This window comes from Ectopseudomonas composti, from assembly GCF_001567565.1.
GTDB lineage: Bacteria > Pseudomonadota > Gammaproteobacteria > Pseudomonadales > Pseudomonadaceae > Aquipseudomonas > Aquipseudomonas composti_A.
In genome coordinates this window covers 149459-172906 of record NZ_LSSW01000026.1, presented here as the reverse complement: position 1 = coordinate 172906, position 23448 = coordinate 149459, and the positions used below count along the sequence as shown (strand labels likewise).

Below are 23448 nucleotides of genomic sequence, written 5' to 3'. Positions count from 1 at the left end.
GAAGAAATAACGCACAAAGAAAAAGGGCCTGCATTTCTGCAGGCCCTTTCGATATGGCGGACTCAGGAGGATTCGAACCTCCGACCGCTCGGTTCGTAGCCGAGTACTCTATCCAGCTGAGCTATGAGTCCGTTGCAGAACGCCTTCAAGGCAGTGCCTTTCGCGCGATCTTATGGCGCTTTTAGACCAGATCACCGCTGGTTGAAACATGACCTTGCATCGCTGCAGTGCCATTGAATATGGCGGACTCAGGAGGATTCGAACCTCCGACCGCTCGGTTCGTAGCCGAGTACTCTATCCAGCTGAGCTATGAGTCCGTTGCAGAGCGCCTTCAAGGCAGTGCCTTTCGTGCGATCTTATGGTGCTTTTAAACCAGACCACCACTGGCTGAAACAAAATGGCTTGCAGCGATGCAAGCCATTGAATATGGCGGACTCAGGAGGATTCGAACCTCCGACCGCTCGGTTCGTAGCCGAGTACTCTATCCAGCTGAGCTATGAGTCCGGTCGGTGCTTTTATACCAGATCACCTCTGGTTGATTCGCCAGCCTGGCTTGCGCCCGACTCGCTGAATAATGGCGGAGAAGGGGGGATTCGAACCCCCGACACCCTTTTGAGGTGTACTCCCTTAGCAGGGGAGCGCCTTCGGCCACTCGGCCACCTCTCCGCAACACGGGGCGCATGATAAACATGTTTTCCCCGTTTGCAAACAGAAATTTGTAGAAAAATTAGTGGCTTGGTTCGTCACCCTTCTCTTTCTGGATGCGTTGGTAGATTTCTTCACGGTGTACGGCAACCTCTTTCGGCGCATTGACACCAATGCGCACCTGATTGCCTTTCACACCCAACACGGTGACAGTTACATCATCACCGACCATCAGGGTCTCTCCGACCCGGCGAGTCAGAATCAGCATTCCTTTCTCCTCACGGATTACATTATTCAGGACAACAGTCTGCAAAAAAGAAAATGGTGCCAGCTTGCGGCTAAATCAAGCCCGAAAGCCTCCACCCAAGTATTGACCAGCCCGCGTAGAAAGAAAGTTCCCGCGCACCAGTCAAAAAAACGAAAGGCGCGGAACCAGCCGCGCCTTTCGAATCAGTGCATTCACTCACCCTGTCGGGCCGGGGCATCCAGCTCGAAGGCGGTATGCAGGGCGCGTACCGCCAGCTCCAGATACTTCTCTTCGATCACCACGGACACCTTGATCTCGGAGGTGGAGATCATCTGAATGTTGATGGTCTCCTTGGCCAGAGCCTCGAACATGCGGCTGGCAACGCCAGCATGGGAACGCATGCCGACACCGACGATGGACACCTTGGCGATGTTGGTGTCACCCACCACCTCACGAGCGCCCAGCTCCTCAGCCGTCTTCTGCAGCACGCTGAGGGCGTTGTTGTAGTCGTTGCGATGCACGGTGAAGGTGAAATCGGTGGTGTTATCGTGCGAAACGTTCTGCACGATCATGTCCACTTCGATATTGGCGGCGCTCACCGGGCCGAGAATCTTGAAGGCGATGCCGGGGATATCCGGCACCCCACGGATGGTCAGCTTGGCTTCGTCGCGATTGAAGGCGATGCCGGAAATGATCGGCTGTTCCATGGATTCCTCTTCATCAAGGGTAATGAGGGTGCCCGGCCCCTCCTGGAAGCTGTGCAGAACGCGCAGCGGGACGTTGTACTTGCCGGCGAACTCCACCGAGCGAATCTGCAGCACCTTGGAACCGAGGCTGGCCATTTCCAGCATCTCTTCGAAGGTGATCTTTTCCAGGCGCTGGGCCTTGGGCACCACACGCGGGTCGGTGGTGTAGACACCATCGACATCGGTGTAGATCTGGCATTCCTCGGCTTTCAGCGCCGCTGCCAGAGCCACACCGGTGGTATCGGAACCACCACGACCGAGGGTGGTGATATTGCCGTGCTCATCGACACCCTGGAAACCTGCAACCACGACGACGCGACCGGCCTTGAGATCAGCACGAATCTTCTGGTCATCGATCTGCAGAATACGCGCCTTGTTGTGCGCGCTGTCGGTGAGGATGCGCACCTGGTTGCCGGTGTAGGACACCGCCGGCACGCCACGCTTGATCAGCGCCATCGCCAGCAGGGCAATGGTCACCTGCTCACCAGTGGACACCATGACATCCAGCTCACGCGCAACCGGCTCGCCATCGGTGATCTGTTTAGCCAGATCGATCAGGCGGTTGGTTTCGCCGCTCATGGCGGAAACCACGACGACGATGTCGTCACCGTTCTCGCGGAACTTCTTCACCTTGTCGGCTACCTGCGCGATACGCTCGATGGTGCCGACGGAGGTGCCCCCAAACTTCTGTACGATCAAAGCCATTTCAAAAAGCCGCCTGATTCCTCGAAGGGCGCCCATTAAACCCGCATCGGGTCATACTGCCAAGGCCCGCCGGACGCACTGCGGGCCCCGCTTTCTCGCTCGTTACGAAGCCTGCTCGACCAGAGCCGCGGCCAAGGCCAGGGCTTCATCCAGCTTGCCGGCATCGACGCCGCCGCCCTGGGCCATGTCCGGACGACCACCGCCCTTGCCACCGACGACTGCAGCGGCTTGACGCATCAGGTCGCCGGCCTTGAGCTTGGCGGTCAGATCCTGGGTCACGCCCGCGACCAGCACCACCTTCTCGTCGAACACGCCGCCGAGCAGGATCACCGCGCTGCCCAGCTTGTTCTTCAGCTGGTCGACCAGTGCCAGCAGCGCCTTGCCGTCCAGGCCATCGAGACGCGCAGCCAGCACCTTGGTGCCTTTCACGTCCACGGCCGAGCCCGCCAGGTCGTTACCAGCGGCACTGGCGGCCTTGGCCTTGAGCTGCTCCAGTTCCTTTTCCAGCTGACGGTTGCGCTCGATCAGTGCCGAGAGTTTGTCCAGCACGTTGTCGCGATTGCCCTTGACCAGGGAAGCGGCTTCCTTGAGCTGCTCCTCGGCGCCATTGAGCCAGGCCAGCGCTTGCGCACCGGTGACCGCCTCGATACGACGCACGCCGGCAGCTACGCCGCCCTCGCTGACGATCTTGAACAGGCCGATATCGCCAGTACGCGAAACGTGGGTACCGCCGCACAGTTCGACGGAGAAATCGCCGCCCATGCTCAGTACACGCACCTGATCGCCATACTTCTCGCCGAACAGCGCCGTGGCGCCCTTGGCCTTGGCGGTCTCGATATCAGTGATCTCGGTTTCCACCGCCGAGTTCTCGCGCACCACGCGATTGACGATGTCTTCGATCTGCTTGAGTTGCTCCGGCTTGATCGCCTCGAAGTGGCTGAAGTCGAAGCGCAGGCGCTGGCTGTTGACCAACGAGCCCTTCTGCTGCACATGGTCGCCGAGCACGATACGCAGGGCTTCATGCAGCAGGTGAGTCGCCGAGTGGTTCAGCGCGGTAGCCTGACGCACATCGGCCTCGACCTCGGCCTTGACGCTGGTGCCGACGCTCAGGCCGCCCTTGGCGACTACGCCGTGGTGCAGGAAAGCGCCGCCCGCCTTGGTGGTGTCACGCACGTCGAAGCGCACGCCGGCGCCCTCCAGATAACCGCAGTCACCGATCTGACCGCCGGATTCGGCGTAGAACGGGGTCTGGTCCAGCACCACCACGCCCTCCTCGCCTTCGGCGAGACTATCGACCGCGGTGCCGGCCTTGAACAGGGCGATGATCTTGCCGCTGCCGCTGGTGCCTTCGTAACCGAGGAAGTTGGTGTCGGTATCGACTTTCACCAGCGCGTTGTAATCCATGCCGAAGGCGCTGGCGGAACGGGCACGCTCGCGCTGCGCCTCCATTTCACGCTCGAAGCCTTCTTCGTCCACCGACAGCTCGCGCTCACGGGCGATGTCGGCGGTCAGGTCGACCGGGAAACCGTAGGTGTCATACAGCTTGAACACCACGTCACCGGGAATGACGTTGCCCTTGAGCTCGAGCAGGTCCTGCTCGAGGATCTTCAGGCCCTGCTCCAGGGTCTTGGCGAACTGCTCTTCTTCGGTTTTCAGCACGCGTTCGATGTGCGCCTGCTGCTGCTTGAGCTCGGGGAAGGCTTCACCCATCTCGGCCACCAGCGCGGCGACGATCTGGTAGAAGAAGCTGCCTTTAGCGCCCAGCTTGTTGCCGTGACGGCAGGCGCGACGAATGATGCGGCGCAGCACGTAGCCACGGCCTTCGTTGGACGGCGTCACGCCATCGGCGATCAGGAAGCTGCAGGAACGAATGTGGTCAGCCACCACCTTCAGCGACGCCTCGCCCGCGTTGGCGCAACCGATGGCCTTGGCCGAGGCGGCCAGCAGATTCTGGAACAGGTCGATCTCGTAGTTCGAGTTGACGTGCTGCAGCACGGCGCTGATGCGCTCCAGGCCCATGCCGGTGTCCACGCTCGGTGCCGGCAGCGCATGCAGCACGCCATCGGCAGTGCGATTGAACTGCATGAACACGTTGTTCCAGATCTCGATGTAGCGGTCACCGTCCTCTTCCGGGCTGCCGGGTGGGCCGCCCCAGATGTGCTCGCCATGGTCGAAGAAGATCTCGGTGCACGGACCGCACGGCCCGGTGTCACCCATCGCCCAGAAGTTGTCGGAGGCATACGGCGCGCCCTTGTTGTCGCCGATGCGGATCATCCGCTCGCTGGGAATGCCCACTTCGCGGGTCCAGATGTCGTAGGCCTCGTCATCGGTGGCGTAGACGGTGACCCAGAGTTTTTCCTTGGGCAGGTTCAGCCACTTCTCGGAGGTCAGGAACTCCCAGGCGTAATGAATGGCGTCACGCTTGAAGTAGTCGCCAAAGCTGAAGTTGCCCAGCATTTCGAAGAAGGTGTGGTGACGCGCGGTGTAACCGACGTTTTCCAGGTCGTTATGTTTGCCGCCCGCACGCACGCACTTCTGGCTGGTGGTGGCGCGGGTGTAGGCGCGCTTTTCCAGGCCCAGGAAGCAGTCCTTGAACTGGTTCATGCCTGCGTTGGTGAACAGCAGGGTCGGGTCGTTCGCTGGAATCAGCGAGCTGGAAGCGACACGGGTGTGCCCTTTTTCTTCGAAGAAGCTCAGGAAGGCTTCACGGATTTCTGCGCTTTTCATAGGGGTCATCCACGGAATCAGGCGGCCACGGCAGAGCCGGCAAGGTAGAGAGCGTGAAAACGTCGCGAGCGAAGGTCAGGCGAGGCAAAAACCGGCGAACGTGCGCAATTTACTGAGTGTAAATGAGCATTCTGAGCCGTTTTCCAACGCAACATGACCGGGCGCAGCAGTTGTCACGCAGTCTGCAAAGGGACGCATTATATCGGGCCTGCTGCCCACGGCTAGTGCCTTGTTGACAACCGACCGCCAGGGACGGCCGGCCGCAGGATCAATGATCGCGGAAAGTAGCGAACGCCTCGATCACCCGCTCGACGCCTTCGGACCCGACATCCAGATGAGTGATCAGGCGCAGACGCGGCGAAGCGGTGACGGCAATGCCGCGCTCAGCCATGAAGGCCTTGATCTGGCCGGCACGTTCACCGAGCTGCACATAGACCATATTGGTCTGTACCGGCTCGACGCTGTAGCCCAATTCACTCAACGCCTCACCCAGGCGCGCGGCCTTGGCATGGTCCTCGGCCAGGCGCTCGACCTGGTGCTGCAGCGCATAAAGACCAGCCGCCGCCAGCACACCGGCCTGACGCATGCCGCCGCCGACCATCTTGCGCAAACGGCGCGCCCTGTCGATCAACGCGGCACTACCGCAGAGCACCGAGCCGACCGGCGCCCCGAGCCCCTTGGACAGGCATACCGAGACCGAATCGAAATGCTGGGTAATCGCGCGCGCCGGCACCCCGAGCTTGACCGCCGCGTTATACAGGCGGGCACCATCGAGATGCAGGCTCAAGCCACGACGGCGAGTAAACTCGCGGGCGGCAGCCAGGTAGTCGAGCGGCAGTACCTTGCCCTGCATGGTGTTTTCCAGCGCCAGCAGGCGTGTACGGGCGAAATGGAAGTCGTCCTGTTTGATCGCCGCCTCGACCCTGGCCAGGTCGAGCGAGCCATCGGCCTCGCCCTCGATCGGTTGCGGCTGGATGGAGCCGAGCACGGCGGCGCCGCCGCCCTCATATTTGTAGGTGTGCGCCTGCTGGCCGACGATGTATTCGTCACCGCGCTCGCAGTGGGCCATCAGGCCGAGCAGGTTGCTCATGGTGCCGGTAGGGACGAACAGCGCCGCCTCGAAGCCCAGCTCGCTGGCCAACCAGGTCTGCAAACGGTTTACCGTGGGGTCTTCGCCATAGACATCATCGCCCAGCTCGGCAGTCATCATGACTTCACGCATGGCGGCAGTGGGTTGAGTGACGGTGTCGCTACGCAGGTCGATCAGAGGCATGACAGGCTTTCCCGGCAATTGGCGAAAGGCCCATGCTAAAGAGGTGGCGAAGCCCGCCACAAGATACAGTTGAGGCGAAATCCGGCGGAACGGCGAGCGAGCCGACTGTCTCTGCTGACAGGTGGCGTTAGCCCAGACGGCGAGGTGTATCGCGGCTAAAGCCGCTCCTACGGGATGCCGCCCGGATACCCAGGCAGATGGCGCGCAGGCTAAACCAGGCCGGCACCGTCGTCCGGGACGATCAGGATGGCGGCGCGCAGGCCGTTCTTGACCTTGGGATTGGGGAAGATGATGCGCGCGCCCTGCTCCTCCACCACCCAGCGGCTGTCGGCAATGTCTTCGGCAAGCAGATAGCCGCGCTCCAACTCGGTGAAGTTCTCGATGTCGGCAGGCAGGTGCAACTGGAAGCTGTCGCTGTGCTTGATCACCTCACGCGATACCGCGAACAGCTGCATGCCGTCGAGCGTCGGCTCGCCGCTGATCACCTCGCGCCCTTCGATCAGCGCGTGCAGGGCGTTCTCCAGCAGGTCGAGGTGGACCAGCTCGTTCTGCCCGAAGGCACGGGCCTTGCCCAGCTCCAGGGTGAAGGCTTCGGCACCCAGCTGCGCGTAGGTGTAGGCACTGAACGTGGTCGACGCCTTGTTCTGCAGCAACACCGCCTCGATACCGGCAGCGTGCAGGCGCTCCAGCTCACGCCGGGAATGCGCGCGCCCCTCTTGCCAGGGGTAGAGGGCGAACTGCTCGATCTTGGAAGCACGGATGGCGGTATGCAGGTCGTAGTGCAGCCGTGTGCGGCCGGTGTCCTTGCCGAAGAAGTTGACGACCAGGTGCTCCAGGTCGCAGGCCCTGATGGCCTCGAAGCCACTGGACTGCTCATGACGACCGCTGAACAGGCGATTGAGGTCCTGCTCGACGTAACGCTCGCCACGGCGCATAGCCTCGGGATTGCCGAACAGAAAGAGAATGCGTGCTGTTGGATGCAACTCGTTGCGCGCGATACCCCGCAACAGGCGATCAAGCAGTTCGATCGGCGCGGTTTCGTTGCCGTGGACGCCTGCCGACAGCAGCAGGTCGAGGCCGTTGTCGCGCGCCGCAGGTGGGGTCACCTCCAGCGCGCCTTCGTCGAGCCAGCGCAAACGCGTGCCATCGGGCGTCAGTTGAATCTTCGCCGACGGCTCGTGGCCGGCCAGGGTCAGTTCAAGCAGCTTTCCGAGGACAAGCATCGGACACTCCTCAAGGCTTAGTGATTGCAGTCCGGGCCATGAACATGATCGTCCTCATCGGCGATCATCGGCTCCATCTCCAGCTGCAGGCTGACCAGGTTGGTGGCCTGCGGACGCAGCAGCAGGTTGACGTATTCGGTATCGCCCTCCTCCACGTCGACACCGATCAGCAACTGATCGCCAACGGCCTGGACCCACACTTCCTTGCCCTGCCAGACCACGGCAAAGCGGCTGCAGGAGGTTTCCAGCTGGGTGCCGTCGTTGTCTTCAAGAATCAGTTGCAGCGCATCGCTCATAAAATCTCCGGGAATCGAGGTCAGGTTCAGGCTATCTGGAAAGGATAGACCGAGCCCAGTTTAAGGATCTGTGTCAGTTCATCCAATGCCGTGCGGCATTCGCTCAACAATTGCGGGTCGGCCAGATCGGCTTCGCTCAATCGGTCGCGGTAGTGTTTGTCGACCCAGGCCACCAGGGTATCGTGCAGCGCGTCGCTCATCACCACCCCGGGATTGACTGCCGCCAGCTCCTGCTCGTTGAGCGCCACGCGCAGACGCAGGCATGCCGGGCCGCCGCCGTTCTGCATGCTCTGCTTGAGGTCGAACACTCGCACCTCACGGATCGGCCCGCCGCTGGCGGTCAGCTGTTGCAGGTAACGCCAGACACTGGGGTTGTTGCGGCACTCTTCCGGCACCACCAACAGCATGCTGCCATCGGCACGGCTCAACAGCTGGCTGTTGAACAGGTAGGAGCGCACGGCATCCTGCACGCTGACGGCAGAACCCGGCACGCACACCGCCTGGAAGTTGCCACCACGGCGAGCCAGTTTGTCGCCCAGTTCGGCCAGCACCTTGTCGGTGTCGAGGAAGGCGTCCTGGTGATAGAACAGCACCTCACCATTGCCCACCGCGATCACATCGTTGTGAAACACGCCCTGATCGATCACGGCCGGATTCTGCTGGGCATAGACCACGCCTGCATCGCTCAGCCCGTGCAGGCGGGCGACCGCCTGACTGGCCTCCAGGGTCTGGCGCGCCGGATAACGCGCCGGCGCCGGATAACGGGTGTCGAAGGCACTGCGGCCGTAGACGAAGAACTCCACCCCCGCGTCGCCATAACCCTTGCAGAAACGCGTGTGGTTGGCCGCGCCCTCGTCACCGAACTGCGCCACCGCCGGCAATGCCGGGTGATGGGCGAAGTGCGCGTCATTGGCGAACATTGCCTGCAGCACGCGGCTGGTGGTCGGGTGTTCGATGCTGCGGTGGAACTTGCAGTTGAGGTTGGCGGCGGTGAAATGCACGCGACCGTCTGCCGTGTCGGCGCTGGGGCTGACGGTGCAGGCGTTGGCCGTCCACATGCTCGAGGCCGAGCAGCTCGCCACCAGCAGCGGCATGGCTTCGCGCGCAGCACGCGCGATCACCTCGACATCGCTGCCGGTAAAGCCCAGACGACGCAGCGCAGCAACATCCGGGCGCTCCTGCGGGGCCAGCACGCCCTGTTTGAAGCCCATGTCCATCAGCGCCTTCATCTTCGCCAGGCCCTGCTTGGCCGCATCCCTGGGGCTCGATGCGGCATGGCTGTTGCTCTGCGAGGCAACGTTGCCGTAGGACAGCCCACCGTAGTTGTGCGTCGGCCCGACCAGGCCATCGACATTCATTTCAAAAGCGGACATCACAAAGTCACTCCCGGAGTCAGAGTCGCGGGCAGGGTCAGGCTTTCGCTTTCGAGCCCGGCCACCGGGTAGGCGCAATAATCGGCGGCGTAATAGGCACTGGCGCGATGGTTGCCCGAGGCGCCAATACCGCCGAACGGCGCAGTGCTGGCGGCACCGGTGAGCTGCTTGTTCCAGTTGACGATGCCGGCGCGGCTATGCAGCCAGAATTGCTCGAAGCGCGCGCGAGAGTCGGACAACAGGCCAGCGGCCAGCCCGTAAGCGGTGGCGTTGGCCTCGGCGATGGCAGATTCGAAGCTGTCGTAGCGAATCACCTGCAGCAGCGGGCCAAAAAACTCCTCGTCCGGGCGCTCGCTCAGCGCCGTGACATCGAGGATACCGGGCGTCAGCAGTGCAGCATCGGCCTGCGGCTGGGTCATTTCCAGCAATGCCGTGGCGCCGCCAGCCAACAGGTGCTGCTGTGCCTGCATCAGTTGCCCGGCGGCCTGCAGAGAAATCACCGAGCCCATGAATGGCGCCGGCTGCTCGTCGAAACGACCGACCCGGATCTGCCGCGTCACCTGCACCAGGCGCGCCAGCAGGGCATCGCCCCACTCGCCTTGCGGCACCAGCAGGCGGCGCGCGCAGGTGCAGCGCTGGCCGGCCGAGATGAACGCGGACTGGACGATGGTGTAGACCGCAGCCTCGACATCCGCGACCTGATCGACGATCAGCGGGTTGTTGCCGCCCATCTCCAGTGCCAGGATCTTGTCCGGACGGCCGGCGAACTGGGCGTGCAGCAGGTTACCGGTACGGCTGGAGCCGGTGAAGAACAGCCCGTCGATACCGGGGTGGCCGGCCAGGGCGACACCCGTTTCGCGCCCCCCCTGCAACAGGTTGAGCACGCCCTCGGGCAGCCCGGCCTCGATCCAGCACTGCACGGTCAGCTCGGCCACCTTCGGCGTCAGCTCGCTGGGCTTGAACAGCACGCAGTTGCCGGCCAGCAACGCCGGCACGATATGACCGTTGGGCAGGTGCCCGGGAAAGTTGTAGGGGCCGAACACCGCGACCACACCATGCGGCTTGTGGCGCAACACCGCGGTGGCGTCGCCGAGCGGGCCGCTCTTCTCGCCAGTGCGCTCACGGTAGCTCTGAATGGAAATCGCGACCTTGCCCACCATGCTGTTGACCTCGGTGGCAGCCTCCCACAGCGGCTTGCCGGTCTCCTCGCCAATTGCCCGGGCCACTTCGTCCGCCCGCGCTTTCAGGCAGGCGGCGAACCGTTCCAGCACGGCGATACGGCCATCCAGCGAATGCGCGGCCCACAGCGAGGACGCGCCACGGGCAGCGGCCACGGCGGCGTCGACCTGCGCGGCCGTGGCGCTCTGGCCCTGCCACAGCACGGCCTGGCTGACCGGGTCGATCGATTGCAGCGGCTCGCCCTGACCAGGCTGCCACTGCCCTGCGATGTAATGAGTGTTCATCTTGTTCTACCACTCCCAGCATTCAACGGCAGCCGCACGAGCCGCCGGGCAAAACCCATGACTCAGCCGTGCGCCGCCAGCGGCACGGCGCGTACCTGATCGCCAGCGGACAGACGCAGACGTCTGGCAGTCTGCGGATCGACCACCAGGGTGCCGGCCGCCAGGCGCGCGGGCGCGGCGGTGATCCGGCAATCCTGGCGCTTGCGGTTGTGCACCAGGAAGGACTCGGCGTCGTCACCCGGCGTGCCGATGGCCAGCACCAGATTCTGGCTATCGCGCACGGCGCGAATCTTCGCGGCCTCCGCCTCGATCGCCGGGCCGGCATCGAAGATGTCGACATAGCCCTGGTAGCTGAAGCCCTCGGCCTTGAGCATGGCCAGCGCCGGCTCGGTGTCCGGGTGAACACGGCCGATCACGGCGCGTGCATCTTCGGAAAGGAAACAGGTGTAGAGCGGAAACTTCGGCATCAGCTCGGCGATGAAGGCCTTGTTGCCGACGCCGGTGAGGTAGTCCGCCTGGGAGAATTCCATCTTGAAGAAATGCCGGCCGAGACTCTCCCAGAAGGGAGAACGCCCGCGGTCGTCGGACATGCCGCGCATCTCGGCGATCACCTTGTCACCGAACAGCTCGCGAAACTCGGCGATGAACAGAAAGCGCGCCTTGGACAACAAACGTCCGTTGAGGCCCGTGCGGTGATCGGCATGCAGGAACAGCGAGCACAGCTCGGAGTTGCCAGTCAGGTCGTTGGCCATGAACAAGGTCGGCACCTGGCGATGGATGTTCAGCTCCTGCGAGGCGCTGACGGTCAGGCCAACCCGATAGTTGTACCAGGGCTCACGCAGACCGACGGCGCCTGCCACCGCAGAAATACCGACCACCTTGCCGGCATCGTCTTCGAGCACGAACAGATAGTCGGCATCGGCGCGTTCGGCCTCGCCGCGAAAGGCCTTCTCCGCCCAACCGACCCGATGCGCCAGGCGCTGCTCGTTGGCGGGCAGCGTGGTCAGCCCAGCACCAGTGCTGCGAGCCAGGTCGATCAGAGCCGGCAAGTCGGCACTGCGCACGGGACGAACGATCATAGAACCTCCGGTTCAGCTTCCAGCCACAGGCGCCAGGCCTTGGGCAGAAGCCTCAATTCTCTGCCTGCAGCCTGCTGCTCGCAGTCTGCAGCCTTCTATTTAAAGCGCTACCAACCTGACACTGGCGCCTTCACCGACACCCAGCGCCTCGGCCGTTTGTGCACTGAGCACAACGGGCTTGCCCGGCACCCAGTCGAGTTCGGAGACGATGGCGCGGAAATCCTGCAACTGACCGTTGCTCACCAGATACTGGCGCCCTGCGCCGTCGGCCTCGCCGATCTTCACTGGCACCAGGCGGCTCTGCGCGATGCTGCGGATGCCCGACGTGCGCGCATGCAGAGTCGGGCCACCGTCGAAGATGTCGATGTAGTGATCGGTCTCGAAGCCTTCGCGCATGAGAATGTCGAAGGTGATCTGCGCACGCGGATGCACCTGTCCCATGGCCTCCTGCGCCTCGTCGGAGAGCAGCGGCACGTAGATCGGGTAATGCGGCATCAGTTCAGCGAGGAAGGTACGGCTCTTGAGCCCGCACAGACGCTCAGCCTCGGCGTAGGTCATGTCGAAGAAGTTACGCCCTACCGCTTCCCAGAACGGCGAATCGCCCTTTTCGTCGCTGTGGCCGACGATCTCCACCACCACAGCATCGGCGAAACGTTCCGGGTGCCCGGCCATGAACAGCAGGCGCCCACGCGAGTTAAGCTCGGCGAATGCACTGCTGACCAGCGAACGCTCGACATAGAAGCTGGTGAGCAGGCTGTTGCCGGTCAGGTCGTGACACAGCGACAGCACGTGAATCTTGTTGTGGATCTTCAGCTCGCGCGAGTTGTGCACGAAGGTTTCGTTGCGAAAGCTGTAGAAGGGCTCGGAGTAGCCAGCCGAGGCGACGATACCCGAGCAACCGACCAGACGACCGCTCTCGGTGTCCTCGAGGACGAAGAAGTAGCTTTCCTCGCCATTGAAACTGACCTCAGCGGCGAACGACGCCTCCGAGGCAGCGATCTTGTCGCCCAGCCGGCCTGCATCGTCCGGCAACGAAGTGACACCCACCGGGCTGTCAGCAGCCAGTCGCTGCACGTCCGCCAGGTCCGCCATTTGCGCAGGGCGCATCACCAGCATGGGTCACTCCTTCTAAACACGGAAGCTGCAAGGTTGGTAGCCAGCGTGGGAGGCACTTCAGCGGCGACTGGCGCGGCTAAAGCCCCTCCCACTGGAAGTCAGCAAGGACTCAGGCCGCCGTCAGTTTGCCCAGCGCACGCTCGAAACGAGTCAGGCCTTCTTCGATATCGGTTTCTTCGACCACCAGGCTCGGGGCGAAGCGCACCACGTCCGGACCAGCCTGCAGAATCATCAGGCCTTCGGCGCTGGCGGCATCGAGCACCTGCTTGGCCTTGCCCTTCCACTGTTCGTTGAGCACGCAGCCGAGCAGCAGGCCCATGCCACGCACCTGCTCGAACAGGCCGTACTGCTTGCCCAGGGCCAGCAGGCGGGTCTTGAATTGCTCGCTCCTGGCCTTCACACCGTCCAGGGTTTCACGGGTATTGACGATATCCTGCACCGCCTCGCCGACCGCGCAGGCCAGCGGGTTACCGCCGTAGGTGGTGCCGTGGGTGCCGGGCGGGAAATGCGTGGCCAGATCGGTGGTGGTGAGCATCGCCGCGATGGGGAAACCACCGCCCAGGCTCTTGGCACTGGAGAGGATGTCCGGCACCACGCCGTAATTCATGTAGGCGAACAGTTCACCGGTACGGCCCATGCCGCTCTGCACCTCATCGAACACCAGCAGGGCGTTGTGTGCATTGCACAGCTCGCGAGCGCCTTCGAGGTAGGCCTTGTCCGCCGGCAACACACCGCCCTCGCCCTGGATTGGCTCCAGCACCACGGCGCAGGTCTTGTCGGAAATGGCGGCTTTCAGCGCCTCCAGATCGTTGTACGGAACATGGGTGATGCCCTGGATCTTCGGCCCGAAACCATCGGAGTACTTCGGCTGGCCGCCGACGCTGACGGTGAACAGGGTACGACCGTGGAAGCTGTTGGTGGCCGCGATGATTTCGTGCTTGTCCGGGCCGAAGCGGTCGTGGGCGACACGACGCGCCAGCTTGAACGCCGCCTCGTTGGCCTCGGCGCCGGAGTTGCAGAAGAACACGCGCTCGGCGAAGGTTGCCTCGACCAGCTTCTTGCTCAGGCGCAGGGTCGGCTCGTTGGTGAACACGTTGGAGATGTGCCACAGGGTATTGGCCTGCTCGGTGAGCGCCGCGACCAGCGCCGGGTGGCAGTGGCCAAGCACGTTGACAGCGATGCCGCCGGCGAAGTCGATCAGCTCTCGACCGCTCTGATCCCAGACTCGCGAACCCAGGCCGCGCACGGGTACGAAGGCAGCAGGGGCGTAGTTGGGGACCATGAACTGATCGAAATCGGCGCGTTGCACCGCATCGTGCTGAACGGACATCAAAGCTCTCCTGATGAGAAATACCCGCCGCAGGCAGGCGACGAAGCGCCCGAAACGACAGGGAATGCAAGGATTGTAGGGACTGAATCAGGGCCGGCATTGTCGCCATGCGACAACTTCTTACAGCGCCACCCCAGGTTTTCCGCGGGTTTTCGTCCAAGCGACAGAAAGCGTCGGAAAGGCGCAGTTTAATCGCAGATCGCTGCCTGGAGCACGCCGGCGAAAAAAATCTCCGCAAGCTGACTGGCCGGTATCGAAACCCACGCTCGTATAGCCCATGCACGACCTACTCCCCCGCCCCTCTCCCGCAAGCGGGAGAGGGGAGACAAGCGCTCAGAAAATGCCGTCTCAGCCGCGCTCGACCGGCGTCGACGTCAGTTCGAAGGGGCTGTTGCTGCGACGCTGGTTACGGTCGTCGCGCGGCGTCGCGCCGAAGAAATTGCGATAGGCGCTGGAGAAATGCGGCCCCGAGGAGAAACCGCAGGACAGGCCGATCTGGATGATCGACTTGCTGGTCTGCATCAGCAACTGGCGCGCCTTGTTCAGGCGCAGCTCCAGGTAATACTGGCTCGGCACGCGATTGAGGTACTGCTTGAAGATGCGCTCCAGCTGCCGGCGCGACACGCACACGTGCTGGGCGATCTCGTCGGTGGTCAGCGGCTCCTCGATATTGGCCTCCATCAGCAGCACCGCCTGGGTCAGCTTCGGATGACTGGAGCCGAGGCGATTCTGCAGTGGAATACGCTGACGCTCACCGCCCTCGCGAATGCGCTCGACCACCAGTTCCTCGCTCACCGCACCGGCCAGTTCGGCGCCGTGATCGCGCGCCAACACCGCCAGCAGCAGGTCGAGTACGGCAAGACCACCGCAAGCGGTCAGCCGGTCGCGATCCCAGTCGAACAGATGACTGGTGGCGATGACCTTGGGGAAACGCTCGGAAAAATCGTCCTGCCAGCGCCAGTGCACCGCGGCGCGATAACCGTCGAGCAAACCAAGCTGAGCCAGCGGATAGACCCCGGCAGACAGCCCGCCGATCACACAACCGCCGCGCACCTGCTGCTTGAGCGCCGCCGCCAGGCCGGCGGACACCTGCGCCGGCGGCGCATCGGCGAGCAGGAACAGCTTGTCCAGCCCTTCCAGATGCCCGGCCCAGGGCTCGCCTGGCAAACGCCAGTCCCCCGCTGCCAGCGGCTCGGCCTGGAGGAATACCAGCTCGTACACCACTTCCGGATGCACCCGCTGGGCGACACGCAAGGCTTCCTCCGCCAGGGACAGGGTCAGGGCCTTGGTGCCGGGCCAGTATAAAAAGCCGATTCGATGGGGGGTCATTAGTGTCTGTTCAAGGTCCGCTGCGCACCGGTTCAGTGCGCAGTCTAGCTTCTTATTATTTGAGACTGCCGGAAAGGAACTGTTGCAGTCGCTCGGATTGCGGATTGGTCAGCACGTCCCTCGGGCAACCGCGCTCTTCGACCAGCCCCTTGTGCAGGAACACCAGCTGATTCGACACCTCGCGGGCGAAACCCATTTCGTGAGTCACCACCACCATGGTGCGCCCTTCGGTGGCCAGGTCCTGCATGACCTTGAGCACTTCGCCGACCAGCTCAGGGTCGAGTGCCGACGTCGGCTCGTCGAACAGCATCACTTCCGGCTCCATGGCCAGGGCACGGGCAATGGCCACGCGCTGCTGCTCGCCACCGCTCATGTGCGCCGGGTAGGCGTCCTTGCGGTGCGCAACGCCAACCTTGGCCAGATAATGCTCGGCCTTGTCGCGGGCTTCTGCCTTGTTCACTCCGAGCACGTGCACCGGCGCTTCCATCACGTTTTCCAGGGCGCTCATATGCGACCACAGGTTGAAGTGCTGGAACACCATGGCCAGGCGCGAGCGCATGCGCTGCAGCTGCCTGGCATCGGCGGCGCGCAGCGAACCATCCTTGGCCGGCACCAGTTTCAGTTCTTCGCCGTTGAGCAGAATCTTGCCGGCATGCGGCTGCTCCAGCAGGTTCAGGCAGCGCAGGAAGGTGCTTTTGCCCGAGCCACTGGAACCGATGATGCTGATCACGTCGCCGGCCTTGGCCGCCATCGATACGCCCTTGATCACCTCATGGCTGCCGTAGCGCTTGTGCAGGTCCTGAACTTCGAGTTTGTACATGTTCGGGTTCTCTTGAATCGTCATGGCATCAGGCCTTGCGCGGCGCCAGGTAAGCCAGCCAGCGGCGTTCGGCCAGCTTGAACAGGCGCACCAGGATGAACGTCAATGCCAGGTAGAACAGGCCGGCGGTGACGTAGGCCTCGAACGGCAGGTAGTACTGCGAGCTGACGGTTTTGGCCGCACCGGTGATGTCGATGAGGGTCACCACCGAGGCCAGGCTGGTGGTGTGCAGCATCATGATCACCTCGTTGCTGTACTGCGGCAGCGCCCGGCGCAACGCCGACGGCAGCAGGATGCGCGAATAGAGCTTGCCGCGCGACATGCCCATGGCCTTGGCCGCCTCGATCTCGCCGGGCGGCGTGGCCTTGAGGCTACCAGCGAGGATTTCAGCGGTGTAGGCACTGGTATTGATGGCAAAGGCCAGGCAGGCGCAGAAAGTGGCGCTGGACAGGTAAGGCCACAGGAAGCTCTCGCGCACCGCTTCGAACTGGGCCAGGCCGTAGTACAGCAGGTACAACTGCACCAGCATCGGCGTGCCACGGATCACATAGGTGTAGAGCCACGCCGGGAAGTTGACCAGCTTTTGCTTCGACACCCGCATGATCGCCAGCGGCACCGCCAGCAGCAGGCCCACGGCCAGCGCAATGATGAGCAGTTTGAGGGTCACCAGCACACCACCGAAGTACAGCGGCAGACTGTCGAGAACCACGTTGTAATCGAAAAGCATGGTCACTCCCTCAGAGTTCGGCGGCTTTTACGCCGACCGAATAGCGCCGTTCGAGATAGCGCAGTACCAGCAGCGACACGCTGGTGATCGCCAGGTACACCGCCGCCGCCAGGAGGATGTAAGTGAACGGCTCGCGAGTCGCGTCACCGGCGCTCTTGGCGCGGGCCATCATGTCCTGCAGGCCGACCAGGGAGATCAGCGCGGTGGCCTTGACCAGCACCAGCCAGTTGTTGGTGATGCCTGGAATCGCCAGGCGGATCATCTGCGGCACGAGAATGCGCAGGAACACCCGGCGCGGGCTCATGCCATAGGCCATGCCAGCTTCGCCCTGCCCTTTCGGGATGGCCATGAAGGCACCGCGAAAGGTCTCCGACAGATAAGCACCGTAGATGAAGCCCAGCGTGCCGACACCCGCCACGAAGGGATTGATGTCGATGTAATCCTCATAGCCCAGCAGCGGAGCGATGCGATTCACCAGATCCTGACCGCCGAAGAAAATCAGCAGAATCAGCACCAGTTCGGGAATACCGCGAATCACCGTGGCGTAGGTCTCGCCCAGCAGGGCCAGCCATTTCACTGGCGACAGACGAAAAGCCGCACCAAGCAGGCCAAGTGCGACGGCGACCGCCATCGACAACAGCGCCAGCTGCACGGTAAGCCAGGCACCCTCGAGAATGGTCGAGCCGTAGCCTTGAAGCATGCGCCAATACCTCTCAGGCACCGGGGTGGCGCCGTATCGCACAAAGGAAATGGATGTCGCCGCAGCGACCTACAACGCCTGAACGCCAGCACGGACGAACAGACAGCCGATACCTACAGGATTAACCAAGAAAAAAGTGGCACAACCTCAGAGGATGTCTACAAATTGCTGCGCTTTGTAAACACCCTCTAGCAAAGGTTAGTGCCACTTCATCCGTCTCGAAGCGCTTACTCGCCGTAAACGTCGAAGTCGAAGTACTTGTCCTGCACTTCCTTGTACTTGCCGTTGGCGCGAATGGCCAGGATGGCTGCGCTGATCTTGTCGGCCAGCGCCTTGTCACCCTTGCGCACGGCGATGCCCTGGCCTTCGCCGAAGTACTTCACGTCGGTGAAGTCCGGGCCTACAAAGGCGAAGCCCTTGCCGCCGTCGGTCTTGAGGAAGCCGTCATCGATATTCACCGAATCGGCCAGCGTGGCATCCAGGCGACCGGACTGCATGTCCAGGAAGACTTCGTTCTGCGAGCTGTAGCGCACGATTTCGGCGCCCGCCGGAGCGAAGATGTCGGTGGCGTAACGGTCATATACGGACGAGCGCTGCACGCCGATCTTCTTGCCTTTCAGGTCGACCAGCGGATCCTTGAGCTCGGTACCGGCCTTCATCGCCAGTTTGGCGGGAGTGGCGTAGTACTTGCCGGTGAAGTCCACCGATTTCTTGCGATCTTCGGTGATCGACATCGACGACAGCACGGCGTCGAACTTGCGGACCTTGAGGGCCGGGATCAGGCCATCGAACTCCTGCTCGATCCACTTGCACTCGACCTTCATCTCTTCGCACAGGGCATTGCCGATGTCGTAGTCGAAGCCGGAAATCTGGCCATCAGGAGTCTTGAATGCGAAGGGTGGGTAGGCCGCCTCGATACCAATGCGCAACGGCTTCTCGGCCAGGGCCAGGGGCGACATCAGGGACAGCGCCAGGGCGCCGAGCAGTGCGATCTTCTTCATTCTTTGCTCCTTCGAATTGGGTATGGCATCGATGGCAGTGAGGGGCCCGGGCCTTTTATGGGTTATAGAAGGCAGTGCGGCACGGTCGTGTAGGACGAGCGACAAAGGGCCTTGGCTGGGTGAGCGGCATTCTAGCGGCAGGCAATGAGGCGATATTTCTTCAATGCGACAACTAATTACAGAAGCGCAGGAAGCACCGAGGGCAGATATTGACAGCCCGCAAAAGCAGTGATCAAGAGAAAAAGGTAAACCTATATCTTTAGCAATACTCAGGCCATCAATCAGCGAAAGCCCGTTTCATGGGCTTCAACGCCGCTTTACCGCGTCATCCAGCATTGGAAATGGCACCGTATCGGCGCACCAACGTTCCCTAAGCGCCCAATCGGGTGCGTGATGTTACCGTGGCGCCATGCAAACCTTAGGGTGCGCATGGCGCACCCTAGCCATCTACCCGCAGGCTGAGACGGGTGGTCACGCGATTTTCCTCGGCGCGGTCCAAGCCGGCTTCCTCGACGCGCACGCCCTGCGCTTCCAGCGCCTCGATCCAGCCTAGCAACTGGGCGAACGCCACTGGCTGCAGGCTGACCTGCACCGCGCCTACGCCCTCGGTATCCAGACGCTCGATCACCAGCCCCTGCTGCGCCGCGCTGGCCGTGACCACGCCCTGCAGGCGTGCCGGGTCGAGGCTGGCGCGCGGCTGCAGATCGCGCCCCTGCAGCTGCGGTGCACGGCTCTGCAGATAGGCATACAGCGCGCGCTGCTCTTCGAACGCGGCGCGCGCCGCCTGGGCATGACGCTGCGCCGGCTGCCACAAGGCCAGGTAGAACAGCACCAGCAGCAGGAAAGCGCTCAACGCCATCAACGCCAGGCGATCACGCGCAGGCAGCGCCTGCCAGCGTTGCGCCAGTGGCGAGCGCTGCCAGTGCAGGTGCAGGTTTTCGCTCAATCCCGTTCTCGACATACCGCTCATCCCCCTATCACCACGCGCGCGCTGACGCCTTCGGCTTCGCGGCTGGCCGAGCCCATCTGTACCGACAGCCCCGCCGCCTCCAGGCGCTCGCGCAGCCCCTCCAGCTCGGCGAACCCCGGCGCCTGCAGCTGCAACGACATATCGGCGCGCGTTGCGCTGTAGTCGAGCTGATTGACCTGCACCTGCGGCGCTCCCTCGGCATTTAGCGCGGCCGCCACCTCGGCCAGCAGACCGAGCAGCGGACTGTCGCGCCCCGTGGACTGCGCCAGATGCTGGTCGAACTGCGCACGCAGGTTGATCAACTTGCTGTCCTGCGGAAACAACTCGCGATACAGCGCCTCGCTGGACGCCGCGTAAGCATCGGCTTCACGCTGCAGGTACCAGCCCTGCGCCAGATTGAAGCCCCACTGCAGTATGAGACACAGCGCCAGCACAGCGGCCAGCGGACGCCAACGCAGCCAGCCATCACCGCTCTGGCGCCGGGCGAACTCGCCTTGCGCGAGGTCGACACCCGCATGCTGACGCACCAGCCACTGCTGCGCATCCTCCAGCAGATGCGCTTCATCGACGGCTTCAGGCAACTGCTGCCCCGCTGGCGCACTGGCGATGTGCGGCGCAGGGCATCGCCCTGCCAGTACCGGCCAGTGCTCAGGCTGCAAGGCCAGGCGCCAGGGCGCCTCGCCACCGAGCAGCCAGCGCGACCGCAGCCAGAGCAACTGACTGCCCTGGCGCGGCAACAGATCGGCGTCGACACGAATCGCCTGCGGCGGCTGCGCCGCACACAGGGCCAGGCACTCGCGCAGCCAACTGGCGCGCACCGCGTAGACGCGATGACGACCATCGGCCAGTTGCTCGCCCAGCGCCAGGTGCATCAGCTCGACCTCCTCGGCCAGCAGCTCCTCCACCGCGAACGGCAGGGCCTGACGCATCCAGCGCGCCTTCTGTGTCGGCAGCTGCACGGCGCAGGCAGTGACGGCTTCTACCGGCAACACCAGTTGCCAATGCGCAGGCACATCGGCCAGTGCCTCGGCCAGGCTCATTGCACGACTGCCATCTGCCGTAACGCGCATGACGGGCAGCTCCGCTGACAGGTCGTGGCACGCCTCGGGTGGCAGGAAAATCCATGTGGGGGTCATTCTTGTGCTTCCTCGATGGGCGTAGGCGGCATGCCGCCCTGTCCCAGATCACGCGCCAGGACACTGACCTGGCCATCATTGCTGCGCTGCAACAGGCTGCGCAATACCACCCGGCGTTCGCCCAGGCTCACTTCGCTGAACACCTCGAAATACTGACTGCCGACCGCCAGCCCCTGCACCACCTGCTCGCCCAACCCCGCGAGCGCAGGCTGAGCGGCGAAGGCACTGGCGCTGGGATAACCTTCGGCGCCGCGCCCGGCGATCAGCGCCATGGCCGCATCCGGACTCAAGCTGTCGGACAGGCTGGAGAGCACCATGGCGCTGGCCGTGTTGACGTTGAGCAACGTACCGCTGGGCAAGGCGCTGACGAAGGGCTGCAAGCGGCGGTAGTCAGCCTCGTCCATTTCCAGCAGCAGACGCAGCTCGGACACGTCGCTGAGCTCGCGATTGGCGGTGCGATAAGGCGGCGTCGCCAGCAGGTACTGGCCATCCTCCGCGCCATTGCCCCCCTGCAATTCGCTGTCGCGATCCAGCCAGTCCAGCAGGCGCTCGGCATAGGGTTTGCCGATGTCCAGGCGCTGCAACAGACGGCGAAAACGCAGCACCGCCAATTCATTGGGCCGCCCCTGACTCACCAGATTGTTGAGATTGAAGCGGCCACTGGGGTCGACGATCTGCACACGCAGTTCTCCGCCCTCATCCAGCGGAAAAGGTGGCAACGGCCTCGCCCAGTGCTCCAGCGGATGATCAACCGGCTGACGCGGGTCGCCCTGGCGCAGATCGCGCTCGAGCATCGCCCTGGCCAGGGTCTCGCCGCCCAGGGCGTAATGCCAGGCCTGGGTCACGTGCAGCTGGTTGGCGCTGCTGCGGATCGACAGCTGCTGGCGTGCGATCAGCCCGGCGCAGACCACCGTCACCACGGCGACCACCAGCAGCACGGTGATCAGGGCCACTCCGCTCTGCCGCCTCATGACTGCGGCACCTCGTCCTGCTCCCCCGGCGGCGCCGCTGGTGCCTGCTGCGCGGGCAGATCCGGCAGGCGCAGCAGGCGACGCAGCTCGCCATAACGGCGATGCTGCAGGCGCAGCTCGATTGCACGCGGTAAATCGGTGAGCAGGCTATCGCCAGAGGCATTGGCCGGCGGCCAGTCGGGCTGCCATTGCCCCTCCTTGTCCAGGTAACGCAGGCTCAGCGACTCGACGCCATCGAGCGCCTGCTGGATCTGCGGCGCGCTGTCCTGCGCGCGATCCAGTACACGCCAGTAGCGGCGCTGCCATTGTTCGCCGCTGAGCTGCCAGCGCACCCGCTGCACCTCGGCACGCGGCTGGCCCAGCGGGTTGCGCCAGCCGGCGCGCGTCAGCTCCAGCGCCGTGGCATCGGCCAGGTCGCTGCGCAGCGCCGGCTGATCATCGCCGAAACCATCGCGAATCGGCCGTACCGTCACCTGGCGCACGTCGCGCTCGAAAGCCGACAGAGCACGGCTCAGCTCGCGCAGCTGGCGTTCGTGTTCACGGGTGACGGCGTCGGCGCTGAGCACGCTGTCGAGCATGCGGTAGGTAGCCAGCCCCAGCAACGCGAAGATGGCGATGGCAATCAGCAGCTCCAGCAGGGTGAAACCGCGCTGCTCACGCATCATCGCGGCGCTCCGAGAAAACCGCTGAGACTGACCACGGCCCGCTCGCGCACATCGCCACGGGCGCCGCGCTCATCGACAGCGACCCACAGCGTCACGCGGCGCATGGTCGGCTCGCTGGTGGCCTCGATCTCGCTTTGCCAGCCCCAGCGGCGCCCGGCGAATTCCACCTGGCCCTGATCGCGGCCGTCGGCAGGCGGCGTCTCAGCCAGTTGCAACTCGGTCATACGGTTGTCGGCCACCCACATCGCCAGGGTCTTGTCTTCCAACTGACTGGCGGTGCGCACGCTGCGTGCGCTGGCGGTCAGCACGCTGGCGGCGACCAGGGCGAAGATGGCCAGCGCCACCAGCACTTCGAGCAGGGTGAAGCCGCGCGCCCCCCTCATCCAGCACGCCCCGCGCCCAGCTCCTCGACGCGCGGCAGGCCGAAGCCGTCGCTGGACAGTTGCAGGCGCAGGCCGTCGCGGCGGCGCTCGGCGATACGCAGGCGAAATGGCGTCAGCTCGCCACTGGACAGGATCAGCAACTGCGGCGTGTCAGCACCGGCCTCGGCCACCAGGGTCATGGCCTCGCCTTCCACTTCGAATTCCATTTCGGCCCACTCCGGCAGTCGATGAGCCTGACGATCCAGCGCCTGCCATTCGGCGCGCTGCGGATCGTAGCGCAGCACCCGATAACCCTCGCGGGTAAAACTCAGGCCGTACTCGCGGTTATCCAGCACCGCCTCGTCGAGCAGCACGCCGATCAAGCCACTGAGGCGTTCGGCCTCGCTGCGCAACTCGCGCGCCGGCCCGGCGATGCCGGTGCTGAACACCGCCAGGCCGATCAGGCTGCCGAGAATGACCAGCACCACCAGCAGTTCGATCAGGGTGAAGCCGCGCGTCTTGGCCGGTACGCCAATCATGATCG

Annotated in this window: 22 protein-coding genes and 4 tRNA genes; all 26 read right to left on the bottom strand. The window is 63.6% G+C overall.

Annotated elements, in window-relative coordinates:
• Positions 1 to 54 precede the first annotated feature (54 nt).
• Positions 55 to 131: transfer RNA gene (locus tag PCLY_RS14790), tRNA-Arg, on the bottom strand.
• Positions 132 to 240: 109 nt separating this feature from the next.
• Positions 241 to 317: transfer RNA gene (locus tag PCLY_RS14785), tRNA-Arg, on the bottom strand.
• Between the two features lie 110 nt (positions 318 to 427).
• A tRNA-Arg gene (locus PCLY_RS14780) sits at positions 428 to 504 on the bottom strand.
• A 71-nt stretch (positions 505 to 575) separates the two neighbouring features.
• A tRNA-Ser gene (locus PCLY_RS14775) sits at positions 576 to 666 on the bottom strand.
• Positions 667 to 727: 61 nt separating this feature from the next.
• Positions 728 to 913, bottom strand: coding sequence for a carbon storage regulator CsrA (gene csrA, locus PCLY_RS14770; protein WP_003244478.1), 186 nt, complete (start codon positions 911 to 913; stop codon positions 728 to 730).
• 191 nt (positions 914 to 1104) lie between these two features.
• The gene (locus PCLY_RS14765; RefSeq protein ID WP_061240403.1) at positions 1105 to 2343 is read right to left on the bottom strand and encodes an aspartate kinase; all 1239 of its coding nucleotides are present in this window, start codon (positions 2341 to 2343) and stop codon (positions 1105 to 1107) included.
• A 102-nt stretch (positions 2344 to 2445) separates the two neighbouring features.
• Positions 2446 to 5070 (bottom strand): alanine--tRNA ligase, encoded by a 2625-nt coding sequence (alaS, locus tag PCLY_RS14760; protein ID WP_061240402.1) that lies wholly within the window; start codon positions 5068 to 5070, stop codon positions 2446 to 2448.
• A gap of 268 nt (positions 5071 to 5338) precedes the next feature.
• Entirely contained in the window at positions 5339 to 6343 is a 1005-nt protein-coding gene (gene ltaE / locus PCLY_RS14755) for a low-specificity L-threonine aldolase (RefSeq protein ID WP_061240401.1), read from the bottom strand.
• A gap of 209 nt (positions 6344 to 6552) precedes the next feature.
• Positions 6553 to 7566 carry a succinylglutamate desuccinylase gene (astE, locus tag PCLY_RS14750; RefSeq protein ID WP_061240400.1) on the bottom strand — a complete coding sequence of 338 codons (1014 nt, stop codon included), beginning with the start codon at positions 7564 to 7566 and terminating at the stop codon, positions 6553 to 6555.
• A 17-nt stretch (positions 7567 to 7583) separates the two neighbouring features.
• Positions 7584 to 7862, bottom strand: a complete 279-nt coding sequence (locus PCLY_RS14745) for a hypothetical protein (protein WP_061240399.1) — start codon at positions 7860 to 7862, stop codon at positions 7584 to 7586.
• Positions 7863 to 7888: 26 nt separating this feature from the next.
• On the bottom strand, positions 7889 to 9235 hold the full coding sequence (gene astB / locus PCLY_RS14740; protein WP_061240398.1) for an N-succinylarginine dihydrolase: 1347 nt from the start codon (positions 9233 to 9235) through the stop codon (positions 7889 to 7891).
• Positions 9235 to 10698 carry a succinylglutamate-semialdehyde dehydrogenase gene (gene astD / locus PCLY_RS14735; protein WP_061240397.1) on the bottom strand — a complete coding sequence of 488 codons (1464 nt, stop codon included), beginning with the start codon at positions 10696 to 10698 and terminating at the stop codon, positions 9235 to 9237. The genes astB and astD overlap by 1 nt, the downstream gene beginning before the upstream one ends.
• A gap of 62 nt (positions 10699 to 10760) precedes the next feature.
• Positions 10761 to 11777, bottom strand: a complete 1017-nt coding sequence (gene astA / locus PCLY_RS14730; RefSeq protein WP_061240396.1) for an arginine N-succinyltransferase — start codon at positions 11775 to 11777, stop codon at positions 10761 to 10763.
• Positions 11778 to 11876: 99 nt separating this feature from the next.
• Positions 11877 to 12893, bottom strand: coding sequence for an arginine/ornithine succinyltransferase subunit alpha (gene aruF / locus PCLY_RS14725; protein ID WP_061240395.1), 1017 nt, complete (start codon positions 12891 to 12893; stop codon positions 11877 to 11879).
• Positions 12894 to 13002: 109 nt separating this feature from the next.
• Positions 13003 to 14223: an aspartate aminotransferase family protein gene (locus PCLY_RS14720; RefSeq protein WP_061240394.1), complete on the bottom strand. Its 1221-nt coding sequence runs from the start codon at positions 14221 to 14223 to the stop codon at positions 13003 to 13005.
• A gap of 348 nt (positions 14224 to 14571) precedes the next feature.
• Entirely contained in the window at positions 14572 to 15552 is a 981-nt protein-coding gene (gene argR / locus PCLY_RS14715) for a transcriptional regulator ArgR (protein ID WP_061240393.1), read from the bottom strand.
• A gap of 55 nt (positions 15553 to 15607) precedes the next feature.
• Positions 15608 to 16372 carry an ABC transporter ATP-binding protein gene (locus PCLY_RS14710; RefSeq protein WP_061240392.1) on the bottom strand — a complete coding sequence of 255 codons (765 nt, stop codon included), beginning with the start codon at positions 16370 to 16372 and terminating at the stop codon, positions 15608 to 15610.
• Between the two features lie 28 nt (positions 16373 to 16400).
• Positions 16401 to 17099: an ABC transporter permease gene (locus PCLY_RS14705; RefSeq protein ID WP_061240391.1), complete on the bottom strand. Its 699-nt coding sequence runs from the start codon at positions 17097 to 17099 to the stop codon at positions 16401 to 16403.
• 10 nt (positions 17100 to 17109) lie between these two features.
• Positions 17110 to 17799: an ABC transporter permease gene (locus PCLY_RS14700; RefSeq protein ID WP_061240390.1), complete on the bottom strand. Its 690-nt coding sequence runs from the start codon at positions 17797 to 17799 to the stop codon at positions 17110 to 17112.
• A 227-nt stretch (positions 17800 to 18026) separates the two neighbouring features.
• Positions 18027 to 18800: an ABC transporter substrate-binding protein gene (locus PCLY_RS14695; RefSeq protein WP_061240389.1), complete on the bottom strand. Its 774-nt coding sequence runs from the start codon at positions 18798 to 18800 to the stop codon at positions 18027 to 18029.
• Positions 18801 to 19239: 439 nt separating this feature from the next.
• The gene (locus PCLY_RS14690) at positions 19240 to 19761 is read right to left on the bottom strand and encodes a type II secretion system protein M (protein ID WP_061240410.1); all 522 of its coding nucleotides are present in this window, start codon (positions 19759 to 19761) and stop codon (positions 19240 to 19242) included.
• Positions 19762 to 19766: 5 nt separating this feature from the next.
• A complete protein-coding gene (gspL, locus tag PCLY_RS14685; RefSeq protein WP_061240388.1) occupies positions 19767 to 20906 on the bottom strand; it encodes a type II secretion system protein GspL in 1140 nt (379 codons plus the stop codon).
• Positions 20903 to 21877 (bottom strand): type II secretion system minor pseudopilin GspK, encoded by a 975-nt coding sequence (gspK, locus tag PCLY_RS14680; protein ID WP_061240387.1) that lies wholly within the window; start codon positions 21875 to 21877, stop codon positions 20903 to 20905. The genes gspL and gspK overlap by 4 nt, the downstream gene beginning before the upstream one ends.
• Positions 21874 to 22539, bottom strand: a complete 666-nt coding sequence (gspJ, locus tag PCLY_RS14675; protein ID WP_061240411.1) for a type II secretion system minor pseudopilin GspJ — start codon at positions 22537 to 22539, stop codon at positions 21874 to 21876. The genes gspK and gspJ overlap by 4 nt, the downstream gene beginning before the upstream one ends.
• A complete protein-coding gene (gspI, locus tag PCLY_RS14670; RefSeq protein ID WP_061240386.1) occupies positions 22539 to 22925 on the bottom strand; it encodes a type II secretion system minor pseudopilin GspI in 387 nt (128 codons plus the stop codon). Before gspI ends, gspJ begins: the two co-directional genes overlap by 1 nt.
• Entirely contained in the window at positions 22922 to 23443 is a 522-nt protein-coding gene (gene gspH, locus PCLY_RS14665) for a type II secretion system minor pseudopilin GspH (protein WP_061240385.1), read from the bottom strand. Before gspH ends, gspI begins: the two co-directional genes overlap by 4 nt.
• Positions 23444 to 23448 lie beyond the last annotated feature (5 nt).

Coding starts and splice junctions, on each gene's coding strand:
- csrA (WP_003244478.1), bottom strand. CDS start 913: ATGCTGATTCTGACTCGCCGGGTCGGAGAGACCCTGATGGTCGGTGAT.
- PCLY_RS14765 (WP_061240403.1), bottom strand. CDS start 2,343: ATGGCTTTGATCGTACAGAAGTTTGGGGGCACCTCCGTCGGCACCATC.
- alaS (WP_061240402.1), bottom strand. CDS start 5,070: ATGAAAAGCGCAGAAATCCGTGAAGCCTTCCTGAGCTTCTTCGAAGAA.
- ltaE (WP_061240401.1), bottom strand. CDS start 6,343: ATGCCTCTGATCGACCTGCGTAGCGACACCGTCACTCAACCCACTGCC.
- astE (WP_061240400.1), bottom strand. CDS start 7,566: ATGCTTGTCCTCGGAAAGCTGCTTGAACTGACCCTGGCCGGCCACGAG.
- PCLY_RS14745 (WP_061240399.1), bottom strand. CDS start 7,862: ATGAGCGATGCGCTGCAACTGATTCTTGAAGACAACGACGGCACCCAG.
- astB (WP_061240398.1), bottom strand. CDS start 9,235: ATGTCCGCTTTTGAAATGAATGTCGATGGCCTGGTCGGGCCGACGCAC.
- astD (WP_061240397.1), bottom strand. CDS start 10,698: ATGAACACTCATTACATCGCAGGGCAGTGGCAGCCTGGTCAGGGCGAG.
- astA (WP_061240396.1), bottom strand. CDS start 11,777: ATGATCGTTCGTCCCGTGCGCAGTGCCGACTTGCCGGCTCTGATCGAC.
- aruF (WP_061240395.1), bottom strand. CDS start 12,893: ATGCTGGTGATGCGCCCTGCGCAAATGGCGGACCTGGCGGACGTGCAG.
- PCLY_RS14720 (WP_061240394.1), bottom strand. CDS start 14,223: ATGTCCGTTCAGCACGATGCGGTGCAACGCGCCGATTTCGATCAGTTC.
- argR (WP_061240393.1), bottom strand. CDS start 15,552: ATGACCCCCCATCGAATCGGCTTTTTATACTGGCCCGGCACCAAGGCC.
- PCLY_RS14710 (WP_061240392.1), bottom strand. CDS start 16,372: ATGTACAAACTCGAAGTTCAGGACCTGCACAAGCGCTACGGCAGCCAT.
- PCLY_RS14705 (WP_061240391.1), bottom strand. CDS start 17,099: ATGCTTTTCGATTACAACGTGGTTCTCGACAGTCTGCCGCTGTACTTC.
- PCLY_RS14700 (WP_061240390.1), bottom strand. CDS start 17,799: ATGCTTCAAGGCTACGGCTCGACCATTCTCGAGGGTGCCTGGCTTACC.
- PCLY_RS14695 (WP_061240389.1), bottom strand. CDS start 18,800: ATGAAGAAGATCGCACTGCTCGGCGCCCTGGCGCTGTCCCTGATGTCG.
- PCLY_RS14690 (WP_061240410.1), bottom strand. CDS start 19,761: ATGTCGAGAACGGGATTGAGCGAAAACCTGCACCTGCACTGGCAGCGC.
- gspL (WP_061240388.1), bottom strand. CDS start 20,906: ATGACCCCCACATGGATTTTCCTGCCACCCGAGGCGTGCCACGACCTG.
- gspK (WP_061240387.1), bottom strand. CDS start 21,877: ATGAGGCGGCAGAGCGGAGTGGCCCTGATCACCGTGCTGCTGGTGGTC.
- gspJ (WP_061240411.1), bottom strand. CDS start 22,539: ATGCGTGAGCAGCGCGGTTTCACCCTGCTGGAGCTGCTGATTGCCATC.
- gspI (WP_061240386.1), bottom strand. CDS start 22,925: ATGAGGGGGGCGCGCGGCTTCACCCTGCTCGAAGTGCTGGTGGCGCTG.
- gspH (WP_061240385.1), bottom strand. CDS start 23,443: ATGATTGGCGTACCGGCCAAGACGCGCGGCTTCACCCTGATCGAACTG.